We start from the raw sequence: 22,841 nt of genomic DNA on the forward strand, positions 1-22,841 counted from the left end.
GGCGGGTTGTGGACAACTCGCTCACCCGAACGAGAAGTTCCGTGCTCCCGGGACCGTCGCAGTCCCTGTCCGCCACGGCTCTACGGCAGCTCGAACCCCGGATCCATCCCGCCCAGCGCCTTCGTGCACAGGCAGTCCCGCTCCTCGTTCGCCGGCAGCGCGGCCACCGCGTCGAACAGGACCCCGCGCAACCGGTCCACGTTCGCCGCGAACACCTGCAGGACCTCGTCGTGCGAGACGCCCTCGCCGGTCTCGGCGCCCGCGTCGAGGTCGGTGACCAGCGTCAATGACGTGTAGCAGAGCTCGAGTTCGCGGGCCAGCGCTGCCTCGGGGTGGCCGGTCATGCCCACCACCGACCAGCCCTGTGCCCGGTGCCACAACGATTCGGCACGGGTGGAGAAGCGCGGTCCCTCGATCACGACGAGTGTGCCGCTGTCCACCGGTTCCCAGTCCCGCCCGCGCGCAGCCTTCAGCGCGGACGCCCGCCCGGCGGGGCAGTAGGGGTCGGCCAGGGACACGTGCACCACGTTCGGCACCGTGCCGTCGGGCAGCGGCAGCCCGTCGAAGTACGTCCCCACCCGGGACTTCGTACGGTCGACCAGCTGGTCCGGCACGAGCAGCGTGCCCGGCCCGTACTCGGGCCGCAGACCGCCCACCGCGCACGGGCCGAGGACCTGGCGCACGCCGACCGACCGCAGCGCCCACAGATTGGCCCGGTAGTTGATCCGGTGCGGCGGCAGATGGTGGCCGCGTCCGTGCCGGGGCAGGAAGGCGACCCGTCGGCCGGCGATCTCGCCGAGGAAGAGGGAGTCGCTGGGCGGCCCGTACGGGGTGTCCACCTGGATCTCGGTCACGTCGTCGAGGAACGAGTAGAACCCGGAGCCACCGATTACACCGATCTCTGCGTTCGCCATGACGAGCACACTAGCTGGCGCCCTGCAGAGGCGAAGACCGGCTCCGGAAAACACCGAAGACCCCGCCGCCGTACGACGGCAGAGTCCCGTGAGCGAGTCCTTACGCGGCGGAGCTGCTGCTGGAGGAGGTGCCGGTGCTCGTCGACTTCGAGTCCGAGGACGACGAAGTGGATGACGGGGACGACGCAGACGAGGACGTCGACGACTTCGAGGACGATGCCGGCGCGCTGCTCGACGAGGAGCCGCGACTGTCGTTCCGGTAGAAGCCGGAGCCCTTGAAGACAATGCCGACCGCGGAGAACACCTTCTTCAGGCGGCCACCGCAGCTGGGGCACTCGGTCAGGGCGTCGTCGGTGAACTTCTGCACCGCCTCGAGGCCCTCGCCGCACTCGGTGCACTGGTACTGATAGGTGGGCACTGTCTTCCTCCTGGCACTCTCAGTCAATGAGTGCTAACGATCGTCCATACTAACCTGTGCCGCCAGCAAATGGAGTAACGTGCGTCACCTGCCTCCAGGCAGCGGTCAGGGCTTGACCGTCACGAGGGCATTTGTGCCCAAGTGGGAGGCCGCGTAGCGGCGGAGTCACAGTGACGTATTCCTGAGGGGCGTCACATCTCACCGATCGCGACAGGCTCGCGATGGGCCGCGCCGCGCGTGACCACTTTGGTCACGCGCGGCGGCACGAGCTGCGAGCGCAGCGCTGCCAGGGTCGTCAGGGCCAGCAGTGTGCCGCCCATCGGAACCAGGAATCCGGCGCCGACCCAGAACCGGTCCTCCAACTGCCCGGCGACCGTGACGGCGGCCGCCTGGCCCAGCGCCACCGCGCCGGTCAGCCAGGTGAACGCCTCCGTGCGGGCGCCGGCCGGGACCAGGCTCTCGACCAGCGTGTAGCCGGTGATCAGCGCGGGCGCGATGCACATGCCGACCAGAAGGCCGAGGCCGGCCAGGAGAAGCACGGAGTGCGCGGCCCACAGACCGGACGCGGCCAGCGCGAGGGCGGCGTACCCGACGACGAGGCGCCGCTGCGGAGCCACCTTCCACGCGATCGCGCCGCACGCGACGCCGGACAGCATGTTGCCCGCCGCGAAGACGCCGTACAGGACGCCGTTCAGGCCGGGCTCAGAGATCGACTCGGTGAACGCGGCCAGCGAGACCTGCATGCCGCCGAAGACGGCTCCGATGCCCAGGAAGGCCACGATCAGCACGCGCACTCCGGGGACACGCAGCGCGGAAGCGTGCTCCACGCGCGCGTGCCCGTCGAGGGTGACCGAGGGCTGCGTGCTCTTCTGCGCCGCGAACAGCAGACCGCCGAGCAGCGTCAGCGCGGCCTCCGTCACCAGGCCTGCGGCCGGGTCGACGGCGGTGCACAGGGCGGTGGCCAGCAGTGGTCCGACGACGAAGGTCAGCTCGTCCGTGACGGACTCGAAGGCCGCCGCGGTGCTCATCAGGGGAGAGCCCTGGAGCTTCACGCCCCAGCGGGCGCGCACCATGGGGCCGACCTGCGGCACCGAGGCGCCCGTCGGCACGGCGGCCGCGAACAGCGCCCACAAGGGCGCGTCCGTCAGCGCCAGCGCCGTCAGGGTCAGGCCCGACAGCACGTGCACCAGAACACCGGGGATCAGGACGACGCGCTGCCCGTAACGGTCGGCGAGACGGCCGCTGTAGGGCGCGAACAGTGCCATGGAGAGGCCGGTGACGGCCGCGGTGGCGCCCGCGGCACCGTACGAGCCGGTGGTGTGCTGCACGAGCAGCACGATGGAGATGGTCAGCATCGCGAACGGCTGGCGCGCCGCGAAGCCGGGGAGCAGGAACGTCCAGGCGCCGCGCGTACGCAGCAGTTGCCCGTATCCCGGGCGGGAGGATGCCGGCGAGTTCTTCGACGGCTCGGTGGTGACCGTGGACGCCACGGCCCGTGCCTTTCTGCCACCTGGTAGCGCGGCCCCTTCAGATGGGGCGGCGCCGAGAGCTGTCCTCTTGCGCGGAACTGCGGTAGATGCCGGTGCCCACTGCGAAGGGCGCCCCGACCGCCATACGGTCGCGCCAGCTCTGCGTCAGGCAGAGTTGGTTCGATCAAAGTGCGCCTTCATCGTACAGGTATCAACCCCTGATGCACCTGTGAAAGCGAGCACCATAGGTGCGTGGGCCTACGATTTCCGGCGGGTGTGAACTGTGTGAAACGTGCCCTTGATGACCTGGCGTGCGCCCGGAGCCCGTACTCGGCGCCCGGCTCAGCGCCCCGCGCCCTCCCCGTTCGTCCCCAGCCACCCGGCCAGCTTGCCTCCGTGCCCCACCGCTCGCAGCCGCCGCTCCGCGGCATCCCGTACCGGGTCCGTGGCGACCACGAGCAGTTCGTCTCCGAGCCGCAGCACCGTCGTGGGGAGCGGAACGAAGGATTTTCCATCGCGGACGACGAGGGTGACTGCGGCTCCGGCGGGGAGCCGCAGTTCGTTGATCTCGACGCCGTGCATCTTCGAGCCCTCGGGAATGGCGAGGGACAGCAGGTGTCCGCGCAGCCGCTCCAGGGGGGCCGACTCGATGCCGAGGTCGGCGGCCTCGGAGTCCTCGCCCAGACGGAGCTTGCGGGCGAGCCACGGCAGGGTGGGCCCCTGGATCAGGGTGTAGACGACGACCAGGACGAAGACAATGCTGAAGATGCGGCGGCTGCCCTCGATGCCGCTCACCATGGGGATCGTCGCCAGGATGATGGGCACGGCGCCGCGCAGACCGGCCCAGGACATGAGGGTCTGCTCCTGCCAGGCGACGCGGTACGGCGTCAGGCAGAGCACGACGCTCAGCGGGCGCGCCACCATGGTCAGCACCAGCCCGATGACGAGCGCGGGCAGGATGTCGTCGCCCAGCTCGTGCGGGGTGACCAGGAGGCCGAGCAGGACGAACATGCCGATCTGGGCGATCCAGCCGAGCCCGTCGGCGAAACCGCGGGTGGCGGGCCAGTGGGGCAGCTTGGCGTTGCCCATGACCACCGAGGCCAGGTACACGGCGAGGAAGCCGCTGCCGTGCGCCAGCGCGCCCGCGGCGTACGCCGTGACGGCGATGGCCATGACGGCGATCGGGTAGAGGCCGGAGGCGGGCAGCGCCACGTGCCGCAGCCCCCAGGAGCCCAGCCAGCCCACGGCGAGGCCGATCGCGGCGCCGATGACCAGCTCCAGCGCTATCTCGCCCAGCAGCGCGTACCAGTGCTCGACCGGGCCGTGCACGGAGAAGGCGACCACCAGGATGACGACGGGGGCGTCGTTGAAGCCGGACTCGGCCTCCAAGGTGCCCGTCACGCGCGCGGGGAGGGGGATCTTCCGCAGTACGGAGAAGACCGCCGCGGCGTCCGTGGAGGACACGACGGCCCCGACGATGAGCGCCTGACGCCACTCCAGCCCGGTCAGGTAGTGCGCGGCCGTCGCCGTGATCCCGACGCTCACCGAGACCCCGACCAGCGCCAGCGTGGAGGCGGCCGGAAGGGCCGGCCTGACTTCCTTCCACTTCGTGCCGAGACCACCTTCGGCCAGGATCACGACCAGGGCCGCGTACCCGATGACCTGGGTCAGCTCGGCGTCGTCGAACCGGATGCCGCCGATCCCGTCCTGGCCCATGAGGACGCCGATCCCCAGGTACACGAGCAGGCTGGGGAGCCCGCTGCGCGAGGAGATCCGGACCGCTGCGACGGCGACGAGCAGGACGAGCGAGCAGACGAGCAGGAGCTGGTTGAGCTGGTGGACAGTCAGCGGCCGTTCCCTTCCCTGGCCCGACACGCACGCGCGCGTGGGCTCACGTACATAGGACACGAAGCGGTGATTCTTCGCATCCAAGTAATTCGTTACCTTACCTAACTCTTGACGAATTCTTGACGCTTCGCGAGGCATGATCGAACGCCCGTCCGTGCGGGTTCCCGACTCCGCGTCAAGCGGGAGTGGACCCTGCGCCTATGGTTGCTCCAGCGCTCAGTTGAATACACAGCCCGCCTGCCGCTCGCGTTAGGACAGCAAGGACAGCGATGCCCCCCAACACCACCGCCTCTACGGGTCAGCAGCCCGGCAAGTCCGGCAGGAAGAAGGGGCGCAAAGTCCGACTTGCCGCCCTCGTCCTGGTGTTGGCCCTCGTAGGAGGCGTCGCCTACGGGGGGTACTGGTCCATCAGCACCGTCCGCGCCTCCTTCCCGCAGACCGAGGGCGCGATCACGCTCGACGGCCTGTCGGGACCCGTGGACGTGAAGCGCGACGGCTATGGCATCCCGCAGATCTACGCCTCCTCCGACGCGGACCTGTTCATGGCGCAGGGCTACGTCCAGGCGCAGGACCGGTTCTACGAGATGGACGTGCGCCGTCACATGACCTCCGGGCGCCTGTCGGAGATGTTCGGCAAGAGCCAGGTCGACAACGACGAGTTCCTGCGCACCCTGGGCTGGGGCCGGATCGCGAAGCAGGAGTACGACAGCAAGCTGTCGGCCTCCACGAAGAAGTACCTCCAGGCGTACGCCAAGGGAGTCAACGCCTACCTCGAGGGCAAGGACGGCAAGGACATCTCCCTGGAGTACGCGGCGCTCGGCTTCTCCAACGACTACGAGCCCGAGGAGTGGACCCCGGTCGACTCGGTCTCGTGGCTGAAGGCGATGGCCTGGGACCTGCGCGGCAACATGCAGGACGAGATCGACCGCGCCCTGATGGCCAGCCGCCTCGGCCCCGAGCAGATCGCCCAGCTGTACCCGGAGTACCCGTACGGCCGGAACAACACGATCGTCCAGCAGGGCCAGTACGACGAGCTGACCGGGACGTTCGAGCAGAACGGCTCCACGTCCGCCGCGGGCACGTCCACAGGCGGAACGGGCAGCGCGACGGGCACGGCCTCCGGATCGGCCTCCACGGGCCTCCAGGGCCAGCTGGCGGGTCTCCAGGACGTCCTGGACGACCTCCCCGCGGCCGTCGGCGTGAACGGCAACGGCATCGGCTCCAACTCCTGGGTCGTCTCCGGCGACCACACCATCACCGGCAAGCCGCTGCTCGCCAACGACCCGCACCTGTCGGCCGCGCTGCCGTCCGTCTGGTACCAGATGGGCCTGCACTGCCGCAGCGTCTCCAGCAAGTGCCAGTACGACGTCACCGGCTACACCTTCGCGGGCATGCCCGGCGTGATAATCGGCCACAACCAGAACATCGCCTGGGGTATGACCAACTCCGGCGTCGACGTCACCGACCTGTACCTGGAGAAGCTCTCCGGCGACGGCTACCAGCTCGACGGCAAGACGGTGCCCTTCGAGTCCCGCGAGGAGACCATCAAGGTCGCCGGCGGCACGTCCAAGAAGATCGTCGTCCGGGAGACCAACAACGGCCCCCTGCTGTCCGACCGCAGCGACGAGCTCGTGCAGGTCGGCAAGAAGGCCGCCGTCGACACCGCCGCCCCCGACCGCGGTGACGGCTACGGCATCGCCCTGCGCTGGACCGCACTGGACCCCGGCACCTCCATGGACGCCGTCTTCGCCATGGACAGGGCCGCCGACTGGAGCGACTTCCGCGCCGCGGCCGCCCTGTTCGACGTGCCCTCGCAGAACCTGGTCTACGCCGACACCAAGGACAACATCGGCTACACCCTGCCCGGCAGGATCCCCACGCGCGCGAAGGGCGACGACGGATCGATCCCGGCGCCGGGCTGGGACTCCAAGTACCGCTGGACCGGCTACATCGACCAGGACGAGCTGCCCTACGAGTACAACCCGAAGCGCGGCTACATCGTCACCGCCAACCAGGCCGTGATCGACAAGGACAAGTACCCGTACACGCTCACCACGGACTGGGGCTACGGCACCCGCAGCCAGCGCCTCACCGACCTGATCCAGTCGAAGATCGAGGACGGCGGCAAGGTCTCCACCGAGGACATGCGGCAGATGCAGCTCGACAACAGCAGTGAGATCGCCAAGCTGCTGGTGCCCAAGCTGCTGAAGATCGACATCGACGACGAGGACGTCCGCGCGGCGCAGAAGCTGCTGGAGGGCTGGGACTACACCCAGGACGCCGACTCGGCGGCCGCCGCCTACTTCAACTCGGTCTGGCGCAACATCCTCAAGCTCTCCTTCGGCAACAAGCTGCCCAAGGAGCTGCGGGTCAAGGGCCAGTGCCTGTGGGTCGAGAGGGTCGACACCACCGGCCCGGTCGACGAGGACAACAACAAGGTGCGCGAATGCGGCCGGCGCGAGGCCGACCAGGCGCAGCCCGACGGCGGCGACCGCTGGTTCGAGGTCGTGCGCAACCTCATGGACGACGAGGACAGCTCCTGGTGGAAGACGCCGACGTCGGGCACCCGCCCCGCCGCCGACACCCGCGACGAGCTGTTCGAGCGCGCCATGATCGACGCTCGCTGGGAGCTGACGGCCAAGCTCGGCAAGGACATCGACACCTGGAGCTGGGGCCGGCTGCACCGCCTGTTCCTGAAGAACCAGACCCTGGGCACCGAAGGCCCCGGCTTCCTGCAGTACGTCCTCAACCGAGGCCCCTGGAAGCTCAGCGGCGGCGAGGCCACGGTCAACGCCACCGGCTGGAACGCCGCAGGCGGCTACGGCGTCGTCTGGGTGCCGTCGATGCGGATGGTGGTCAACCTCGGCGACCTCGACAAGTCGAAGTGGATCAACCTCACCGGCGCCTCCGGCCACGCCTACAGCGCCCACTACACCGACCAGACCGACAAGTGGGTCAAGGGCGAACTTCTCGACTGGTCCTTCTCCGACGACGCGGTCGATGAGAGCACGAGCGACACACTGGCGCTCAAGCCATGAACCGCTGACGGCGTACCACCGAACGGGCCCTCCACGCACGCGTGGAGGGCCCGTTCCCGTACGAGGCGCAGGGGGAGGAGGCTCATGCCTCCTGGAAGCGGCGCACGCCCGAGGGAGTCACCACCGCGTGCACCGGCCGGTCGTGTGCCTCCTCCGGGACGCGCTCGACGACCTCGGAGTCGTACAGCAGCACCACGCGCGCGGGGTGCACGCCCGCGCGTTCCAGACGCGCCAGGACACGGTCGTACGATCCTCCGCCGCGCCCCAGCCGCATCCCGCGCGCGTCGACCGCCAGGCCGGGCAGCAGCACGACGTCGGCGGCCGTCACGGCGTCCGGGCCGAGGCGCTCGCCGGAGGGCTCGAAAAGCGCCATCTTTCCGCCGTGTTGAACGCGCGAGAGGGAGCCCTCACCGGCGTACGCGCCCCAGTCGAGGTCGTTGTCGGGCAGGAGCGCGGGGAGCAGGACGTGCACGCCCCGCGCGCGCAGCGCGTCCAGCAGCGCGAGCGTGCCGGGTTCACCCCCCACCGAGACGTATGCCGCCACCGTGCGCGCCCGCGCCAGCTCAGGCAGCTCGAGCGCTCGCTCGGCCAGCGCGTTCGCGGCTTCCCGCACGTCATCCGCCGTCAATCTGTTTCTCATCGCGAGGAACTCTCGCCGCAACATTCGCTTGTCAGGCTCGGCCGGACGTTCGATGTGACTCACAAGTCGATCCCGTACCCTTCTCAATACGCTCATATGAGAGCCAATTAACCGGAGCCTCAGATTCCCTCCTAAGGCACCGGATATGGTTGCGGACATGACTCAGTCGCACCCTCGGATCAGCAAGGCTGTCATCCCTGCAGCAGGCCTCGGCACCCGGTTCCTGCCGGCCACCAAGGCCACTCCCAAGGAGATGCTGCCGGTCGTGGACAAGCCGGCGATCCAGTACGTGGTCGAGGAGGCCGTGTCCGCCGGTCTCGATGACGTCCTCATGATCACAGGCCGCAACAAGCGCCCCCTGGAGGACCACTTCGACCGTAACTACGAGCTGGAATCGGCCCTTCAGAAGAAGGGTGACGCGAGCCGGCTCGCCAAGGTGCAGGAGTCCAGCGACCTCGCGACCATGCACTACGTCCGCCAAGGCGACCCCAAGGGCCTCGGCCACGCCGTCCTGTGCGCGGCCCCGCACGTGGGCCACGAGCCCTTCGCCGTCCTCCTGGGCGACGACCTGATCGACCCGCGCGACCCGCTGCTCAAGCGGATGGTCGAGGTCCAGGAGCAGCGCGGCGGCAGCGTCGTCGCGCTCATGGAGGTCGCGCCCGAGCAGGTCCACCTCTACGGGTGCGCGGCCGTCGAGTCCACTGGTGACGCGGACGTCGTCGAGGTCACCGGCCTGGTCGAGAAGCCGGACCCGGCGGACGCCCCGTCCAACTACGCGGTGATCGGCCGATACGTCCTCGACCCGCACATTTTCGACATACTGCGAAAGACCGAGCCCGGCCGCGGCGGCGAGATCCAGCTGACCGACGCGCTTCAGCAGCTCGCGCAGGACGAGAAGGTCGGCGGCCCGGTGCACGGCGTCGTCTTCAAGGGCCGCCGCTATGACACCGGCGACCGTGGCGACTACCTGCGTGCCATTGTCAGACTCGCGTGCGAACGTGAAGACCTGGGCCCGGACTTCCGGACCTGGCTTCGCAGTTACGTAGCCGAGGAGATGTAGCAACGTTGAGCAGCGCCGCGACCCGCCCCGCCGGCCAGGACCACCTCTGGTCGGTGGACGAACACCTTGAGGACGTCCTCGCGACCGTCCGCCCCCTCGAACCCATCGAGCTGCAGATCCTCGACGCCCAGGGCTGCGTCCTGGTCGAGGACGTCACGGTGCCGGTGTCGCTGCCGCCGTTCGACAACAGCTCCATGGACGGGTACGCGGTGCGGGTCGCGGATGTCGCGGGAGCGAGCGAGGACTTCCCCGCCGTCCTGGAGGTCGTCGGGGACGTCGCGGCGGGCCAGGCCGACCTGCTCCAGGTGGGCCCCGGCCAGGCCGCCCGCATCATGACCGGCGCCCCGCTGCCGCCCGGCGCCGAGACCGTCGTCCCCGTCGAGTGGACCGACGGGGGCCTCGGCGAGGGCCCGGTGACCGGGATGCGCGCCCGCAGCCTGGCCCCCGAGGGCGCCTACGGTCACGTGCACGTGTACCGGCCGGCCGAGGCACGCGCGCACGTGCGCGCCAAGGGCAGTGACGTGAAGGCCGGAGACCGCGCCCTCGAAGCCGGTACGGTCCTCGGGCCGCCACAGATCGGGCTGCTCGCCGCGATCGGGCGCGGCACGGTACGTGTGCGCCCGCGCCCGCGCGTGGTCGTCATGTCCACCGGCAGCGAACTCGTCCATCCCGACGAGGACCTGGGCAGCGGCCAGATCTACGACTCCAACAGCTTCGCCCTCACCGCGGCCGCGCGCGACGCCGGCGCCATCGCCTACCGCGTGGGTGCCGTCGCCGACGACGCCGAGACGCTCCGGTCCGCCATCGAGGACCAGCTCGTCCGCGCCGACCTCGTGGTCACCACGGGCGGCGTGAGCGTCGGGGCGTACGACGTCGTCAAGGAGGCGCTGTCGTACGTCGGCGACGAGGACGAGGCGGGCAGCGGCATCGAGTTCCGCAAGCTCGCCATGCAGCCCGGCAAGCCCCAGGGCTTCGGCTCCATCGGCCCCGACCACACGCCGTTGCTCGCGCTCCCCGGCAACCCCGTCTCGTCGTACGTCTCCTTCGAGCTGTTCGTCCGCCCCGCGATCCGCACCCTGATGGGGCTCGAGGACGTCCACCGCCCCACCACGCGCGCGACCCTCACCGCGGACAAGGCGCTGACCTCGCCGAAGGGGCGCAGGCAGTTCCTGCGCGGGGCGTACGCCGACGGCGCGGTCACGCCGGTCGGCGGGGCCGGATCGCACCTGGTCGCGGCCCTCGCGCACGCGGACGCGCTGATCGTCGTCCCCGAGGACGTGGAGACCGTCGAGCCCGGCACCGAAGTCCAGGTCGTCCTGCTCGGCTGAGCGCACGCGCGCGTGCCCGTCCACACGGCGGTCCTGCGCCGTTGCGCCTGCCGACTTGGCGGTACCGTGTCGCGCACAACAGGCCCCAGCGCCGCACCGCGACGGGCCCGGACCGGGAGCGCCACACGACATGACTGTGCCTTCCCGGGGGGAGACCCCCGGACCCCCTGTGCAGGACCGACTGACGCACATCGACGAGGCGGGCGCCGCCCGCATGGTCGACGTGTCCGGCAAGGACGTGACCGCGCGCACCGCCCGCGCCAGCGGTCGCGTCCTCGTCTCGCCCCGCGTGGTCGAGCTGCTGCGCGGCGAGGGGATGCCCAAGGGGGACGCCCTCGCCACCGCGCGCATCGCGGGCATCATGGGCGCCAAACGGACCCCGGACCTGATCCCGCTGTGCCACCCCTTGTCGGTGTCCGGTGTGAAACTGGACCTGTCGGTCGCGGACGACGCCGTGGAGATCCTGGCCACGGTGAAGACGACGGACCGCACGGGCGTCGAGATGGAGGCCCTCACCGCGGTCTCCGTCGCCGCGCTCACCGTGATCGACATGGTCAAGGCGGTCGACAAGGGAGCGGTCATCACGGACGTCCGGGTGGAGGAGAAGACGGGCGGCAAGTCGGGCCACTGGAGCCGGGCGTGAACGCCGGGCCGCACGCCGGGGACGCCGCGCCCACGCCGTACCGTGCACTGGTCGTGACCGCCTCCAACCGCGCTGCCGCCGGGGTCTACGAGGACAAGGGCGGCCCGCTGATCGCCGAGGGCCTCAGGGGCGTCGGGTTCGATGTGGAGGGGCCGCAGATCGTCCCCGACGGGGACCCGGTGGAGGCCGCTCTGCGCGCCGGTGTCGACGCCGGGTACGACGTCGTCGTCACGACCGGCGGTACGGGCATCTCGCCCACCGACCGTACGCCGGAGGCGACCCGGGCGGTGATCGACTACGAGGTGCCGGGCATTGCCGAGGCCATCCGGGCGTTCGGACGGGAGAAGGTACCGACCGCGGTGCTGGCGCGGGGTCTGGCGGGAGTGGCGGGGCGCACGCTCGTCGTCAATCTGCCGGGTTCCACTGGCGGGGTGAAGGACGGACTGGCCGTTCTGGAGCCCCTGCTGGTGCATGCCGTCGACCAGATCCGCGGCGGTGACCACGCGAGACCCAGCAGTGGGGGTGCGAGCTGAACAGCCCATCCTGGCCCGTCGTGCTGACGGACGGCGATGTCGTCCTCAGGCCGATAAAGATGCGCGACCAGCGGGCCTGGCGCGAGGTCAACCGGCGCAACCGTGACTGGCTGCGCCCCTGGGAGGCGACCATTCCGCCGCCCACGCCCAGCGGGCCGATCGCGCACCGGCCGACCTACCGCCAGATGGTCCGGCACCTGCGGGCGGAGGCGAACGCCGGCCGGATGCTGCCGTTCGTCATCGAGTACCAGGGGCGGCTGGTGGGACAGCTGACGGTCGCCGGAATCACCTGGGGCTCGATGTGCTCGGGGCACGTCGGCTACTGGGTGGACGAGTCCGTGGCCGGCCGCGGGGTGATGCCGACGGCTGTCGCGCTCGTCGCGGACCACTGTTTCCGGAGCGTCGGACTGCACCGCATCGAGGTCTGCATTCGCCCCGAGAACGGGCCGAGCCGCCGGGTCGTGGAGAAACTCGGATTCCGCGAGGAGGGGCTGCGCCCGCGTTATCTCCACATCGACGGGGCCTGGCGCGACCACCTCGTGTTCGCACTCACCGCGGAAGAGGTGCCCGAAGGGTTGCTGAGCCGCTGGCACCGGGCACGCTCACAGAGGACGCCGCACAGCGCCCCCCAGGGTGATTCGCACGACAGTTCGCATAACGGCCCACGGAACCCGCAGAACACGCCAGGGAATCCCGCCTAGCCCGAGAAATTGAATAAGTGTTCGAAATTGATCGGCTCATGACCGTCTCGTGGCATTAAATTCGCACCCGCGGTGGGCTGCTGATCACATCGGTCACAAAAAAAGCTCGAAATATCAGCCAGATCGTGCGACACACCGGCTCAATTGGCAGATGGCCTCACGCAAACCCCTCTACCGTGTGAGGCGTGAGCAGCAGCGGCCTCATCTACGCAGTCATTGTCGGGGCCTGGGCCGCCTACTTGGTGCCGATGTGGCTCCGTAGGCAGGACGAGCTGAACGAGGCCCGTCCGACGGAACGCTTCAGCACGGCCATCCGGTTGCTGTCCGGACGGGCGGGGATGGAGCGCCGGTACGCCAAGGACCTGCGCGCGCGTTCCACCGAAGAGGGGGAGCCCAGCGCCGAGCAACCGGGCGACGTCACCGAGTCGGTGGACGTCCGGGCCTTCGCCATGCCTCCGACCCGTCCGCAGACTCAGGCGGCGGCTCAGGCGCCGGCGCAGGTCAAGGCACGGGTCCAGCCTCAGGCGCATGCGCCGGGGAGCCCGGAGCCGGAGCGCGAACCGGTGCGTGAATCAGTGCGCGAACCAACAACCGCGCCAGCGCCCCAAGCCGGCCACGCGTCGGCGCGCAAGGCGCAGAAGCGGGCGCCCGCTGTCCGGCGCACGCCCGCCGCGGAGGCGGCTGCAGCGCGCGCGCGGCGCACAAAGGTGCTCGCGCGCCGCCGGCGCACCACCGTAGTGCTCTTCCTCGCCTTCACGCTGGGCGCGATCGTCGCCGCCGTCGGGGGGCTCGCGTTCCTGTGGGCGCCCGGCGTGCCCGCCGTGCTGCTCAGCGGGTACATCGCGTATCTGCGTTCGCAGGAACGCCGCCGATTCGCCTACCAGATGGACCGCCGCCGGGCCGAGGTCGCGGCGCAGCGACTGCGGGAGCGTGCGCGCCAGCCACGCCGGCGCACCTCCGCCGACGTCAGCGCGGGCGCGGACGCCGACGAGCCCGACGAAGGGCCCGAGCCGGAGACGGACACCGGTCTCTCGGCGCTCGCCGCCGACCGGCGGGCGCTCGTCGAGCAGACCGATCACGCGGAGTGGGTCGACCAGCAGCGCGAGCGGCAGCGGCGGCCGGGGCACGGGGACAGCTGGGAGCCCGTGCCGGTGCCGTTGCCGACGTACGTGACCGCGCCGGTCGCGCCGCGGGCCACCTCCGACGTGGACCTCGGGGCGCCGGACGCGTGGAGCTCGGCACGGTCGAGCCCTGTCGCCCGGGACCGGGAGGCGGGGACTGACGCGGGCTCGGGCTCCGAGGCCGGGGACGGATCCGCGCAGGGCTCCGAGCCGGGAGACGCGGGCCGCGGAGAGGAGAAGGCCGACGGGGACGGTCGTAGTGACGCCCGCCGGGCCGCTTCCGCTCGGCGGGCTCGGGAGCGTGGTCGCACGCCGCTGTTCGACCAGTACGAGGACGGCGAACGGCCGCGCGCGGCCAACGAGTAGCCGTCCCGTACCCCGTCACCACCCCCACCAGCCCGCCTGTCAGGTCCGCCCGTCGGCGAGGCAGGGAACGGATTTCCAAGCAGCCCGATCGGGGTGCTAAGGTTTCACTCGTTGCAAGGGCCTGTGGCGCAGTCTGGTAGCGCACCTCGTTCGCATCGAGGGGGTCTGGGGTTCAAATCCCCACAGGTCCACCGCAGGGCCGTTCACGAGTTAGCTCGTTAGGCGGTTCACGAGATCCCGTCCGATCACTTCGATCGGGCGGGATCCCTGCGTTTCTGGGCTGTGGGGGAGGTCTGGGTGCGGGTCGCGGGGCGGTGCGGCGGGCAGGCCGCGCGTTCCCGCTTGCGCCCGGGCACGGGGGAGCACGCCGATCGGGGTGATCAGCGTGGCTGAGGTGATGTGGAGTTGTCCCGCGCGGGTTTGGTCAGCGGACGCGTGGGGGTGGTGGGCGTCCGGTGGGTGCGTCGCGTGTCACGGCGGGGATGGTGTGTGGTGGCAGCGGGCCGCTGGCGTCGAAGTCGGCGTCGGTGAGTTCGTCGGGGCTGTCGCGTTCGGTGAGCCAGGTCTCCAGGACGGTCAGATTGGCGACGGTGAGCATGACAGCAAGGAGGAGGGCCTGGGCTACTTGGCCGGGGGCGGGCCGGTGCTTGGGGTTGCCGATGTCGAGTTTCCCGCTCTTGAACCGCCCGTTAGCACCTTCGTTGTGGCTGCGGATGGGGCGGTAGGTGTTGATCCAGGACGTGTGCAGGTAGTGGACGTCCTGGCGGTACTTGGCCACACGCCAGTCGGCTGCCTCGGCGTCGGCGGGCACAGTGATCGAACCCGCGCAGCACACCTCGGGCAGCGTCTTCTTCGGCGGCGGCGTGAAGCGTTCGGCCTCAGAGATGTGGATGGTGGGGCGGGCTGCCGCGTGGGTGGTCCGGACTCGGGGTTCGCTCAGGTCAACGACCCGGGCGGGCATCGTGGTGGGCGTGCGGGGCTGCAGCCGGTCGCGTCGGGCGCAGTTGACCGAGGGGGACGGACCGGAGGCGGGGCATGGAATGCGGATCGCCCCGCGGGCATCGGGCCCCTGTTTGAGCTTGAAGTGGTACGACTCGCGGGCCTCGATCTTCTCGGTGAGTTCGTCGCCGGGGGGGCACGGATGGTGTCGTCGCCGACACCGGTGGTGGCGGCGCGCTGCGGGCCACTCGGAACCGGTGGCCGCAACATGGCGTGTACCTGTGGGACCCTCGTGGCCACCCTGGCCGCAGACTGCCTGGGCCCCCACGAACTGCACGTCGATCCCGTCCGTATCTACGCATACACGGCCGACTCGCCAACGTGATCGCGGATGATCGCTTGGAGGCCGCAGCGACGGGGACTATTCCGAGGGAAACCTGATCACTCCACGGGAAACGACCGGCTGGCCCACCTTCCAGCAGTTTCGCGACCGCGTGATCGAGCCCACTCGCTGACCGCTGCCGCACGGTAGGCCACCATGCACCACGTCGGCTGGCCACCGGCTCACCAGGTCTCACCAATCCACTGCCGCGCTGACGTCCTCCATAATGAGGTCTGGTAGGACGGCCAGTGCGAGATCTCGTGGGGCCACATGGGGGCTGGCAGCCCGCTCTGCCGCTTGGGGCAGCCAGGACGAAACACGGCTCACAGCATCGCTCAAGGCAGTGCGGTTGCCCGCGAGTAGCGCTGCCACGAGCGCAAGGACGTCCGCTCTGCGTCCCTCCGGCGCCGGCAGCTCGATCAGCCGGGCCGGGGCCGGCACGTCCCGGATTCCACAGGCTGCTGCGAGAGCGGCGAGAACGAAGCGAGCAGCATCACCCTCGTCGTCCCAGCGCGCTAGGAGGCGCGGCAACGCCTGACCGATGGCGTGGCGCGTCAGGTAGTCGGCCGCGCCCTCCTGCCACGTTCCGCCGAGAGCGGCGGTGCGGTCCGCCAGAGAGACCGCTGAGGCTGGGCCTGTGACGGCGAGCCGCAGCAGATCGCCGAGCAGGACGATCCGAGTGCTCTCAGGCACATCGTCGTCACAGGCCAGCTCGACCATGAACGGGACGGCTTCGACCGTGCTGTCCGTGCAGGTGCCTTGGTGGGCCACAGCATCCGCGAGATCGCCGAGGAACTCACCCGTCGACCCATAGGGCTCGCCGAACGCGAACTCCTCATCGAGCAGCCACCCCACGGCATCCGGAACGTCCTCTGCGCTGCCGTACATGCACTCTGCGACCGCCACCACGGCCTGGACCACCGCTGCGGGTTCACCGACCTCACTGCTCTTCCACAGCGGACCGGCCGGAGGCCGCGCGGGATCCTTGGGCAGAGGACTCGGAAGGGCGACGTCAGCGCCGGCCCGCTCATGGACCAGGCCGTCCCGTGTGAAGACTCCTTCGAGAGTCGCGGCATGCCCCTCGCTGTACCCCTGCTGGAAACCGCTGTGGGCACGGGCCGCGCTGGCCACCCGAATCCGTTCACTCCGGAAGAACGGCTCGAGAGCCATCCGCTCGTACCCGCTGTAGATGGCCAGCGAGAAGACCTGCCACCACCCCTCCAGCTCCGGGTCCATCGACGGCCTGCCGTACCAGAAGTTCGACGGAACGATCCGGAAGTGGTCCTGGGCGCGCACTGCCGTCAGACGGTGCCCCATCCCGGACAGCTCAGCCGCGGCGGCGCGGGCAGCGTCCTCGCTCGGCAGGCTCAGCGTGTACTGGACTCCCCAGGCGGGAGGCGTGGAGGCCATCAGCTGCACTGCCAGGTGAACATCGCCCGCTCGAAGCGCCGCTCGGCCAGGTCCTCCGGGCGGATCAGCCAGTACAGGGCTCCGGCATCGCCCCACATCATGTCCGCGGCGTGCTCGCTGTCGAACTGGGTCAGCAACACCCAGTTGCCCGCTTCCTCGGACAGCCGCGGGTCGTCCCAGGGCACCTCGCCGTCCAGGACCGCCTCCGCGATCTCGATCTCGACCGGGTTCTGCACCGAGTGAGCGTGGCCCCCGATCTGGTGCCCTACCTCGTCGTCGAACTCCCACAGCGCGTCGAGGAACTCCTGTGAGCAGACGGGGTGGTCGTACCGGTTCCCCAGCGGGGCACCCGGGGCGAAGGCGGCCCGTACGGACGGATGCCAGGGCTCGGTCGCCGTCATCTCCACCCGAGCCGCCAGCGGAACCGCCGGATACGGCTTGAGCCTGGCAGGCGTCCCACGCTCAGCCACCTCCTCGTCAGTCGCCACATAGAGCACGCGGGCGCCCGCCCAGCTCTCCCGGTTCTCAGCAAGGACGAGAGCTTCACCGTCGTCCAGCTGCCCGTCGAAGTAGAAGAACAGCAGCGTCCCCGCCGCGGGCAGATCAATGTCCAGCGCAGCCGTCGGCAGGCGTCCGCAGTCGATCGAGGCGACGAAAGAGAGCGGACCGCGCCCATCCCACACCGGCCACTCCACATCGACCGGCAAGGACGGGAGGCCGCCGAGCCGACCGACGCCATCGTCAGAGCCGCCCGCTGCCTCCAGACGCACACCAGGGCGAAGCAGACCAACCCACTTCTCGGCAATCTCCGGTGAAAGATGCTGCAAGGCGAGAGCCCGAAGGGCATCGCGAGAACCATGTGTCATGCGCCCGATCATCCACGGCACCACCGACACAGACCTCGGCAGCCCTCCCGCGGCACGCTCACCGGCTCAGCCCACCGTCGTGGACCTCGAGACAACGGCCACACACCCTCCCTCCCAGTGCTACCGCTACGTGACCTCGCCGGGTTCAAGAGTTCGCGTCTCCGCTTCAGATCAGTCTCCCGACCTGCGACCACTCCCTCGCCGCAGGCTCAGCGCATGCCGACCGAGAACCACCACCAGGACGCCGTCAAGCACTGGCAGGACTGCACAGATGTATACGACTTCCTGGACCAGATCCGTCTCCGCCCGGTATGTGGCTGCCCGGCGGCTCACTCCAACACCTGCAGTCCACGCTCATCGGCTACCAGGTAGCCCTCGGCGTGCACTCCATCGACGACCCCTGCGACTTCTGGCCTGGCGGAGCCTTCAACCAATGGCTAGGGCCCCGGCAGGCAACGTTCGCCCGTTAAGGAGCGGCGTCCGGTGCGTGCTCTCGGCGTGCCGGGTACAAGCCCTCGTACTGGACGTACTTGGGTTTGTGCCCGGTGCGGCGAGTGGGGGCACCTCTCACGCCCTTGAGGCAGTGGGGGAGCGTGCCGGGCGTCGCGACGGGGCGAATGTTGCCTGTTGGGGCACTAGGGACATGCCTTGGCGGCAGCAGCGCGCTCGGCTGGGCAGCCGACATCGAGCGCCCCCCGACGGCTCGACCTCCGTCGAAGAGTTCTTCCGCCTCCTCGATGCCTACCGGAGCGAAGCGGCGCAGCCCACCGCGACGACTCGGCTTTCCGGCATCGAGTACATGATCAACACCTTCGTCACGTCCGCCTCGAAGCCGGCCAATGGAACACGGAACGAGACATGCACCGCGCCATGGCCGCGGCCCTGGACTTCCCCGACTACTACGGGCACAACCTGGACGCCCTCAACGACTGCCTCGGCGACGTGGCCTGCTACGGCGGCTACGACGATGCTCCCGAAGGCGCCGGACTGGTCCTCGTCTTCACCGACTACGACCGGTTCGCGACGACCTGTCCCAGGGCGGCGCAGGTCGCCCTGGACATCATCGCCGACCAGGCCCGCCAGGCAGCCGTACTTCGCCGCCGCCTGATCGGCCTGGTCCAGAACAACCGTCGCGTCCCGCGTCGTGGTGTAGGGGATCAAGCGTTGGGCGTTCCAGTACGAGGCTCCAGGTGATCTTCGCCGAGCCAGCGGTCCACGAGGTGTCCTGCTGGGGCGAGTTGAGCGACCGGTCGTGCGGAGCCACCGCCGCCGACCTGCGGATTCCGGCGACTTGATCGGCTACACCACCCGGCGGGACGCCATCAGAACAACGACCCACAGATCCGGTTCGAACCCGTCGGCGCCATGCCCGTCCTGTGGAACAACGACGAAGCGCTCGACGCCCGCCGCTGCTGAGCAGGCGATCCTTGTCAGTGCACCCGGTTAGGGTGCCCGCCATGAACGTGGGACACCTGACGGAATTGCTCGCCGGTTCCGCTGAGGGTCGCCTTCCGCCCGGTCGGATGGTCACGTCCGATGAAGGCGACGGAGACGTACAGCCCCTGTGGCTCAGTGACGGGCCGGCCGCGATCGAGCTGTGGACGCGGATGCACGCCGAACACACACGTTCCGGCCTGTGGCCGCTGCTGCTCGACTCGCTGGATCGGAACGACGGCGAACTCCGTCCGTGGGGATCCGGAGAGGTCTTTCCCGAGCAGATGTCCTCCCCGGCGAGCCACGACTCTACCGGCCTCCTCGCACGGTGGTGGGATACCTACACAGCGGTCGACGAAGACGACATGCTCGACGCCGACAGGCGCCTCGCCGTCACGGCTCCCTTCGGGCAGACCTGGCCCGGTCTCGCGCCCAGTCGGGAGACGACAACGAACCCCGATCAACTGGCCGCCGAGTTCGCGCAGGCGTTCCTCGCTGACCGCCCACAGACGCGTCTGGGGCTCGTCGCCGCAGCATCCGGTGCCGAGGCGCTGACGGCCGCGGGCTGGGCCGGCCCCTGCAACTACGACAACGACACCACCAAGTTCTCCGCGGTCGTCCGCGACTGGGAGCACCGGTTCGGCGCCCGTGTTGTAGCGGTCGGGTTTTCCACGCTGCACCTCAGTGTCGCTGCGCCGCCTGCAGGCGAGAGTGAGGCTCTCCTGGTCGCAGCCGAGCACTTCGCCTTCTGCCCAGACAACATCTGGCAGGGCAGCAGGCCGTACACACTGGCCGCATACGCCGAGCGGATCACCGGCGCCCACCGCTGGGACTTCTGGTGGGACTGATCCTGTCCGCAGAAAACGCTCAGCTGGGAACTGGCCTTCAGGGGTGCGGTGCTGGGGCTTCAGGCGGCGGACAATCTGTGCCACCAGTGACTGCAGCCGCCAGAGCAGAAGCGCTAACCCGGAAGGCGCCGGCGAGCACATCAAGGTCGCGCCGGGCAGGCTGGAGGCGCCGGTGTCGTTCGAGTTCTCGCGGGTGGTGCTTCCCGCGGCGGGCGATCTGCTCACCTTCGATGTCTGGGCTCCCGACCACGCCTTCCGCAGCGTGGAACGCCACGGACTCGCGGGAACGCTGACCGCACCGGCCTTCGCCCTGGACCGTACGAAGCGCTACTTCGCGGTCCTTGCCGGGCTGTGCGAGCCCCGCCTGCGCGGCGAGCTCCACACACCGCTGCCCGCTGTGGACGAGCTGGTGGCACGCCTGCGGCCGGTCTGGCCCGGGGCCAGCCGCTCCGCGGTCTACTGGAACATCAACTACCTGTCCGTGAAGCTGCGTCCGCGCCCCGGCCCGGACACGGCGGAACCGGGCAAGCGCATCAACGGGAAGAAGGAGTCCTTGGTCTCCCTCGCCTTACGCTTCGACCTCGTACACGCGGACGACCTCGTGGTGCTCGCCCCGGCCGTGAGCGAGGTGGCCCGATGACCGAGCAGTCGTACGTGGTTGCCGTCCCGAAGGGCTACACGGTCGGACCCTGGGAGGTCCGCACACCGCTGGCGTCCGGTGCGTTCTCCACGGTCTACGCGGCCCGGCGCACCGGCACCCCGGCTGAGGGGCTGCCCGACCGGGCGGCGCTGAAGTTCCTGCCGACCGGTACCCGCACCCCGCGCCAGTTGCGCCACCTTAGAGAACTGGCCGAGCGGGAGGTGGAGTTGCTGGGCAAGCTGCGCGCGCCGCGCCTGATCCGGATGTACGACAGCCTGACCGTCGACGACCCCGGTCACCCCGAGCTCGACGGCGCCACCGTCCTCGTACTGGAACGGGCCGAGGGTTCCCTGGACGCCGTACTCGACCACACGCCGACGCCGGACGCGGGCCCAGTGCTGCTCGCGCAGATCTGCGAGGGCCTATACCAGTTGCACCACGCGGGCTGGGTGCACGGCGACCTGAAGCCGGCCAACGTCCTGTTGATGAAGGACTCTTCGGCGAGGCTGGCCGACTTCAACATGGCCGCCGAACTCAAGGGCACGCACGCGTACGCGCCTCCGTTCGCGACCCCCGACTACACGCCGCCGGAACTTGTCCGGCCGGAGATCGACGAGCGGGGAACCCGTATCCGCCCGTCGGCGGACGTATGGGCCTTCGGCGTCCTGGCGCACACCGTGCTGACCGGTGCCTTCCCGTTCCCGGGCAGCACCACGGAGGCCCGCTGCGACGCGGCGATGCGCTACGCGCGCGGCACCGAGGAACTCCGCCTGTCGCCCGAACTCCCAGATGCCTGGCGGGAGATCGTCCGTGACTGTCTGGCCCCCACCCACGCCGAACGCCCCACCGCGCAGGAACTGCTGCGCCGCGTGGAGGACGCCGCGGGCACCGGCCGCTCGCCCCGCCTGCCACGCCTTCGCCCCCGGCGGCGACGCCCCGCACTGGTCGGCGCGCTCGTGGCGGCGGCCTGCTGAGCGCCGCGACCGTGACCTACAGCCTCCGGGACGAGGCCCCGGCCGCCGCATCGGCACCGCCCAGCTGCGAGAAGCCCAACGTGTACGAGGACGAGAAGTACGGCCGCGGCTACACGGCGGGCGAGAACGGCACCTGGGACTTCACCATCCAGCGGGGCGACGGCGGTAGCCAGGTCCGTGAACTCCAGTGCCTGCTGCGGTACCTGCACGGCATCACCGAAGTCGGCGAAGTGGACGGCGACTTCGGCCCCATGACGCATGGGGCCGTCGTCGCCTTCCAGGAGCGGGCGGGCCTGGACGCGGACGGAATGGTCGGCCCGCGAACCTGGCGCGCGCTGCGCGAGGGACGCTAGTGGCTGATGGTCTTGACACGGTGGAAGATGCGGGTGCCGGTGCTTTCGTAGACATGCACGCCGTCGCCCTGCATGACCTTGTGGAAGTGGTAGGCGCCGCCGTCCTGGTACTTGGTGGTGTCGCCCCGGTGGAGTTCGACGAACCCGAAGAGGCCGGCGCTCTTGTATCGCACGGTCGACGAGCCGACCCAGACGAGCCGGTCGTCGGCCTTGCTCCAGGTGGCGTTCCCGACCATGCCGTCGGCGCTCAGCCCGGCCGCCCTCTGCCACTTGATGGTGGCTTCCTTGGTCTTGGGTCCGAAGTATCCGTCGGCTTCATGGAAGTCCAGGTAGTGCTCGGCGACCAGGATGGCCTGCCAGAGCAGGACGATGTCGGTGCCCGACGACTCCCCGCAGCCGACGCACAGCGAGTTGCCGAGCTCCTCGAAGTGGTCGCCGAAGTCGTCGGTGAGGACGCCTCCGCCGTCCACGAACGTGGTCCCGTACGAACCGGAGTTGCTCGCGTAGGCCGCCTGCGCCGAACTCATGGGAAGTACGGTTGCCATCGCCGCGCTCAGCGCGACGAGCCCCAGCTTCCACCCTCTGTGGTTCATATGTCTCCTCGGATCGGATCAACTCGGATCAGCCGGTTGTGCTTGCCGCGCACAGGATTGCCCAAAGTGACGTCTGGGTGACCCTGCATAGTTCGAGGTTCCCCATACCCCCCTTCAGCTCTTCTGGCCGCGCTCAAGACGTCGCGCCTTGACGCGCCGGGAGGGGTGGGCCGGGTCTCGGACCGCCCCCGGTCCGCGGGTCCGCCCGACGCCGGGCAGAGGGGAGAGCCGTTCGGCGACGTGGGCGAGGGTGTCGCTGTCCGGCCCGGCGGCGATGTGGAAGTGCGACCGCTTCACGGGATCGAGGTCGCCGCCCCATACGG

Annotated in this window: 18 protein-coding genes, 1 tRNA gene and 3 pseudogenes; 12 read left to right on the forward strand and 10 right to left on the reverse strand. The window is 69.8% G+C overall.

Going from position 1 to position 22,841, the window contains the following annotated elements; genetic code table 11:
• Positions 1–80: 80 nt before the first annotated feature.
• The 4 genes from AQJ91_RS23755 to AQJ91_RS23765 all read right to left on the reverse strand — a co-directional run bounded on the left by AQJ91_RS23755 (position 81) and on the right by AQJ91_RS23765 (position 4,709).
• Positions 81–914, reverse strand: coding sequence for an S-methyl-5'-thioadenosine phosphorylase (locus AQJ91_RS23755; RefSeq protein WP_067025413.1), 834 nt, complete (start codon positions 912–914; stop codon positions 81–83).
• A 100-nt stretch (positions 915–1,014) separates the two neighbouring features.
• Positions 1,015–1,332, reverse strand: a complete 318-nt coding sequence (locus AQJ91_RS49885; RefSeq protein ID WP_079085152.1) for an FmdB family zinc ribbon protein — start codon at positions 1,330–1,332, stop codon at positions 1,015–1,017.
• A gap of 191 nt (positions 1,333–1,523) precedes the next feature.
• A complete protein-coding gene (locus AQJ91_RS23760; RefSeq protein ID WP_067025304.1) occupies positions 1,524–2,822 on the reverse strand; it encodes an MFS transporter in 1,299 nt (432 codons plus the stop codon).
• 321 nt (positions 2,823–3,143) lie between these two features.
• The gene (locus AQJ91_RS23765; protein WP_407696903.1) at positions 3,144–4,709 is read right to left on the reverse strand and encodes a potassium/proton antiporter; all 1,566 of its coding nucleotides are present in this window, start codon (positions 4,707–4,709) and stop codon (positions 3,144–3,146) included.
• 209 nt (positions 4,710–4,918) lie between these two features.
• On the opposite strand from AQJ91_RS23765, the gene AQJ91_RS23770 reads away from it, so the two are divergent.
• Complete coding sequence (locus AQJ91_RS23770) at positions 4,919–7,687, forward strand: penicillin acylase family protein (protein WP_067025307.1); 2,769 nt, start codon at positions 4,919–4,921, stop codon at positions 7,685–7,687.
• 82 nt (positions 7,688–7,769) lie between these two features.
• Here AQJ91_RS23770 and AQJ91_RS23775 read toward each other — a convergent pair whose 3' ends face one another.
• Positions 7,770–8,351: a 5-formyltetrahydrofolate cyclo-ligase gene (locus AQJ91_RS23775; protein ID WP_107122510.1), complete on the reverse strand. Its 582-nt coding sequence runs from the start codon at positions 8,349–8,351 to the stop codon at positions 7,770–7,772.
• A gap of 133 nt (positions 8,352–8,484) precedes the next feature.
• On the opposite strand from AQJ91_RS23775, the gene galU reads away from it, so the two are divergent.
• The 7 genes from galU (at position 8,485) to AQJ91_RS23810 (ending at position 14,270) form a co-directional block, all read left to right on the forward strand.
• Complete coding sequence (galU, locus tag AQJ91_RS23780; RefSeq protein ID WP_067025419.1) at positions 8,485–9,387, forward strand: UTP--glucose-1-phosphate uridylyltransferase GalU; 903 nt, start codon at positions 8,485–8,487, stop codon at positions 9,385–9,387.
• 5 nt (positions 9,388–9,392) lie between these two features.
• The gene (glp, locus tag AQJ91_RS23785) at positions 9,393–10,715 is read left to right on the forward strand and encodes a molybdotransferase-like divisome protein Glp (protein ID WP_067025312.1); all 1,323 of its coding nucleotides are present in this window, start codon (positions 9,393–9,395) and stop codon (positions 10,713–10,715) included.
• 130 nt (positions 10,716–10,845) lie between these two features.
• Positions 10,846–11,358: a cyclic pyranopterin monophosphate synthase MoaC gene (moaC, locus tag AQJ91_RS23790; protein WP_067025316.1), complete on the forward strand. Its 513-nt coding sequence runs from the start codon at positions 10,846–10,848 to the stop codon at positions 11,356–11,358.
• Positions 11,355–11,891: a MogA/MoaB family molybdenum cofactor biosynthesis protein gene (locus tag AQJ91_RS23795; RefSeq protein ID WP_067025319.1), complete on the forward strand. Its 537-nt coding sequence runs from the start codon at positions 11,355–11,357 to the stop codon at positions 11,889–11,891. Before moaC ends, AQJ91_RS23795 begins: the two co-directional genes overlap by 4 nt.
• A gap of 20 nt (positions 11,892–11,911) precedes the next feature.
• Positions 11,912–12,592 (forward strand): GNAT family N-acetyltransferase, encoded by a 681-nt coding sequence (locus AQJ91_RS23800; protein WP_067025322.1) that lies wholly within the window; start codon positions 11,912–11,914, stop codon positions 12,590–12,592.
• Positions 12,593–12,777: 185 nt separating this feature from the next.
• On the forward strand, positions 12,778–14,079 hold the full coding sequence (sepX, locus tag AQJ91_RS23805) for a divisome protein SepX/GlpR (protein ID WP_067025325.1): 1,302 nt from the start codon (positions 12,778–12,780) through the stop codon (positions 14,077–14,079).
• Between the two features lie 117 nt (positions 14,080–14,196).
• A tRNA-Ala gene (locus tag AQJ91_RS23810) sits at positions 14,197–14,270 on the forward strand.
• 233 nt (positions 14,271–14,503) lie between these two features.
• Here the strand turns inward: AQJ91_RS23810 and AQJ91_RS23815 are convergent.
• The 3 genes from AQJ91_RS23815 to AQJ91_RS23825 form a co-directional block, all read right to left on the reverse strand.
• The gene (locus AQJ91_RS23815; RefSeq protein WP_234382850.1) at positions 14,504–15,040 is read right to left on the reverse strand and encodes a hypothetical protein; all 537 of its coding nucleotides are present in this window, start codon (positions 15,038–15,040) and stop codon (positions 14,504–14,506) included.
• Positions 15,041–15,592: 552 nt separating this feature from the next.
• On the reverse strand, positions 15,593–16,810 hold the full coding sequence (locus tag AQJ91_RS23820) for a hypothetical protein (RefSeq protein ID WP_067025425.1): 1,218 nt from the start codon (positions 16,808–16,810) through the stop codon (positions 15,593–15,595).
• Positions 16,810–17,493 carry a YwqG family protein gene (locus tag AQJ91_RS23825; RefSeq protein ID WP_234382853.1) on the reverse strand — a complete coding sequence of 228 codons (684 nt, stop codon included), beginning with the start codon at positions 17,491–17,493 and terminating at the stop codon, positions 16,810–16,812. The genes AQJ91_RS23820 and AQJ91_RS23825 overlap by 1 nt, the downstream gene beginning before the upstream one ends.
• A gap of 1,041 nt (positions 17,494–18,534) precedes the next feature.
• On the opposite strand from AQJ91_RS23825, the gene AQJ91_RS52280 reads away from it, so the two are divergent.
• The 4 genes and pseudogenes from AQJ91_RS52280 (at position 18,535) to AQJ91_RS23845 (ending at position 21,925) form a co-directional block, all read left to right on the forward strand.
• The gene (locus AQJ91_RS52280; protein WP_067025328.1) at positions 18,535–18,870 is read left to right on the forward strand and encodes a barstar family protein; all 336 of its coding nucleotides are present in this window, start codon (positions 18,535–18,537) and stop codon (positions 18,868–18,870) included.
• Between the two features lie 329 nt (positions 18,871–19,199).
• On the forward strand, positions 19,200–19,958 hold the full coding sequence (locus tag AQJ91_RS23835; RefSeq protein WP_234382856.1) for a DUF4253 domain-containing protein: 759 nt from the start codon (positions 19,200–19,202) through the stop codon (positions 19,956–19,958).
• 115 nt (positions 19,959–20,073) lie between these two features.
• Positions 20,074–20,598 (forward strand): annotated as a pseudogene (locus AQJ91_RS23840) (FHA domain-containing protein); the annotation flags it as partial.
• Positions 20,595–21,925: pseudogene (locus AQJ91_RS23845) on the forward strand (protein kinase domain-containing protein). The pseudogenes AQJ91_RS23840 and AQJ91_RS23845, both read left to right, overlap by 4 nt.
• Here the strand turns inward: AQJ91_RS23845 and AQJ91_RS23850 are convergent.
• On the reverse strand, positions 21,922–22,518 hold the full coding sequence (locus AQJ91_RS23850; protein WP_067025333.1) for a peptidoglycan-binding domain-containing protein: 597 nt from the start codon (positions 22,516–22,518) through the stop codon (positions 21,922–21,924). The pseudogene AQJ91_RS23845 and the gene AQJ91_RS23850 overlap by 4 nt on opposite strands.
• A gap of 114 nt (positions 22,519–22,632) precedes the next feature.
• Positions 22,633–22,841, reverse strand: a pseudogene (locus tag AQJ91_RS23855) (hypothetical protein); the annotation flags it as partial.

This window comes from Streptomyces dysideae, from assembly GCF_001514305.1.
Taxonomy (GTDB): domain Bacteria; phylum Actinomycetota; class Actinomycetes; order Streptomycetales; family Streptomycetaceae; genus Streptomyces; species Streptomyces dysideae.

Coding starts and splice junctions, on each gene's coding strand:
- AQJ91_RS23815 (WP_234382850.1), bottom strand. CDS start 15,040: ATGCCCGCCCGGGTCGTTGACCTGAGCGAACCCCGAGTCCGGACCACC.
- AQJ91_RS23775 (WP_107122510.1), bottom strand. CDS start 8,351: ATGTTGCGGCGAGAGTTCCTCGCGATGAGAAACAGATTGACGGCGGAT.
- AQJ91_RS23755 (WP_067025413.1), bottom strand. CDS start 914: ATGGCGAACGCAGAGATCGGTGTAATCGGTGGCTCCGGGTTCTACTCG.
- AQJ91_RS23770 (WP_067025307.1), top strand. CDS start 4,919: ATGCCCCCCAACACCACCGCCTCTACGGGTCAGCAGCCCGGCAAGTCC.
- moaC (WP_067025316.1), top strand. CDS start 10,846: ATGACTGTGCCTTCCCGGGGGGAGACCCCCGGACCCCCTGTGCAGGAC.
- AQJ91_RS23820 (WP_067025425.1), bottom strand. CDS start 16,810: ATGGCCTCCACGCCTCCCGCCTGGGGAGTCCAGTACACGCTGAGCCTG.
- galU (WP_067025419.1), top strand. CDS start 8,485: ATGACTCAGTCGCACCCTCGGATCAGCAAGGCTGTCATCCCTGCAGCA.
- AQJ91_RS52280 (WP_067025328.1), top strand. CDS start 18,535: ATGCACCGCGCCATGGCCGCGGCCCTGGACTTCCCCGACTACTACGGG.
- AQJ91_RS23850 (WP_067025333.1), bottom strand. CDS start 22,518: ATGAACCACAGAGGGTGGAAGCTGGGGCTCGTCGCGCTGAGCGCGGCG.
- AQJ91_RS23835 (WP_234382856.1), top strand. CDS start 19,200: ATGGTCACGTCCGATGAAGGCGACGGAGACGTACAGCCCCTGTGGCTC.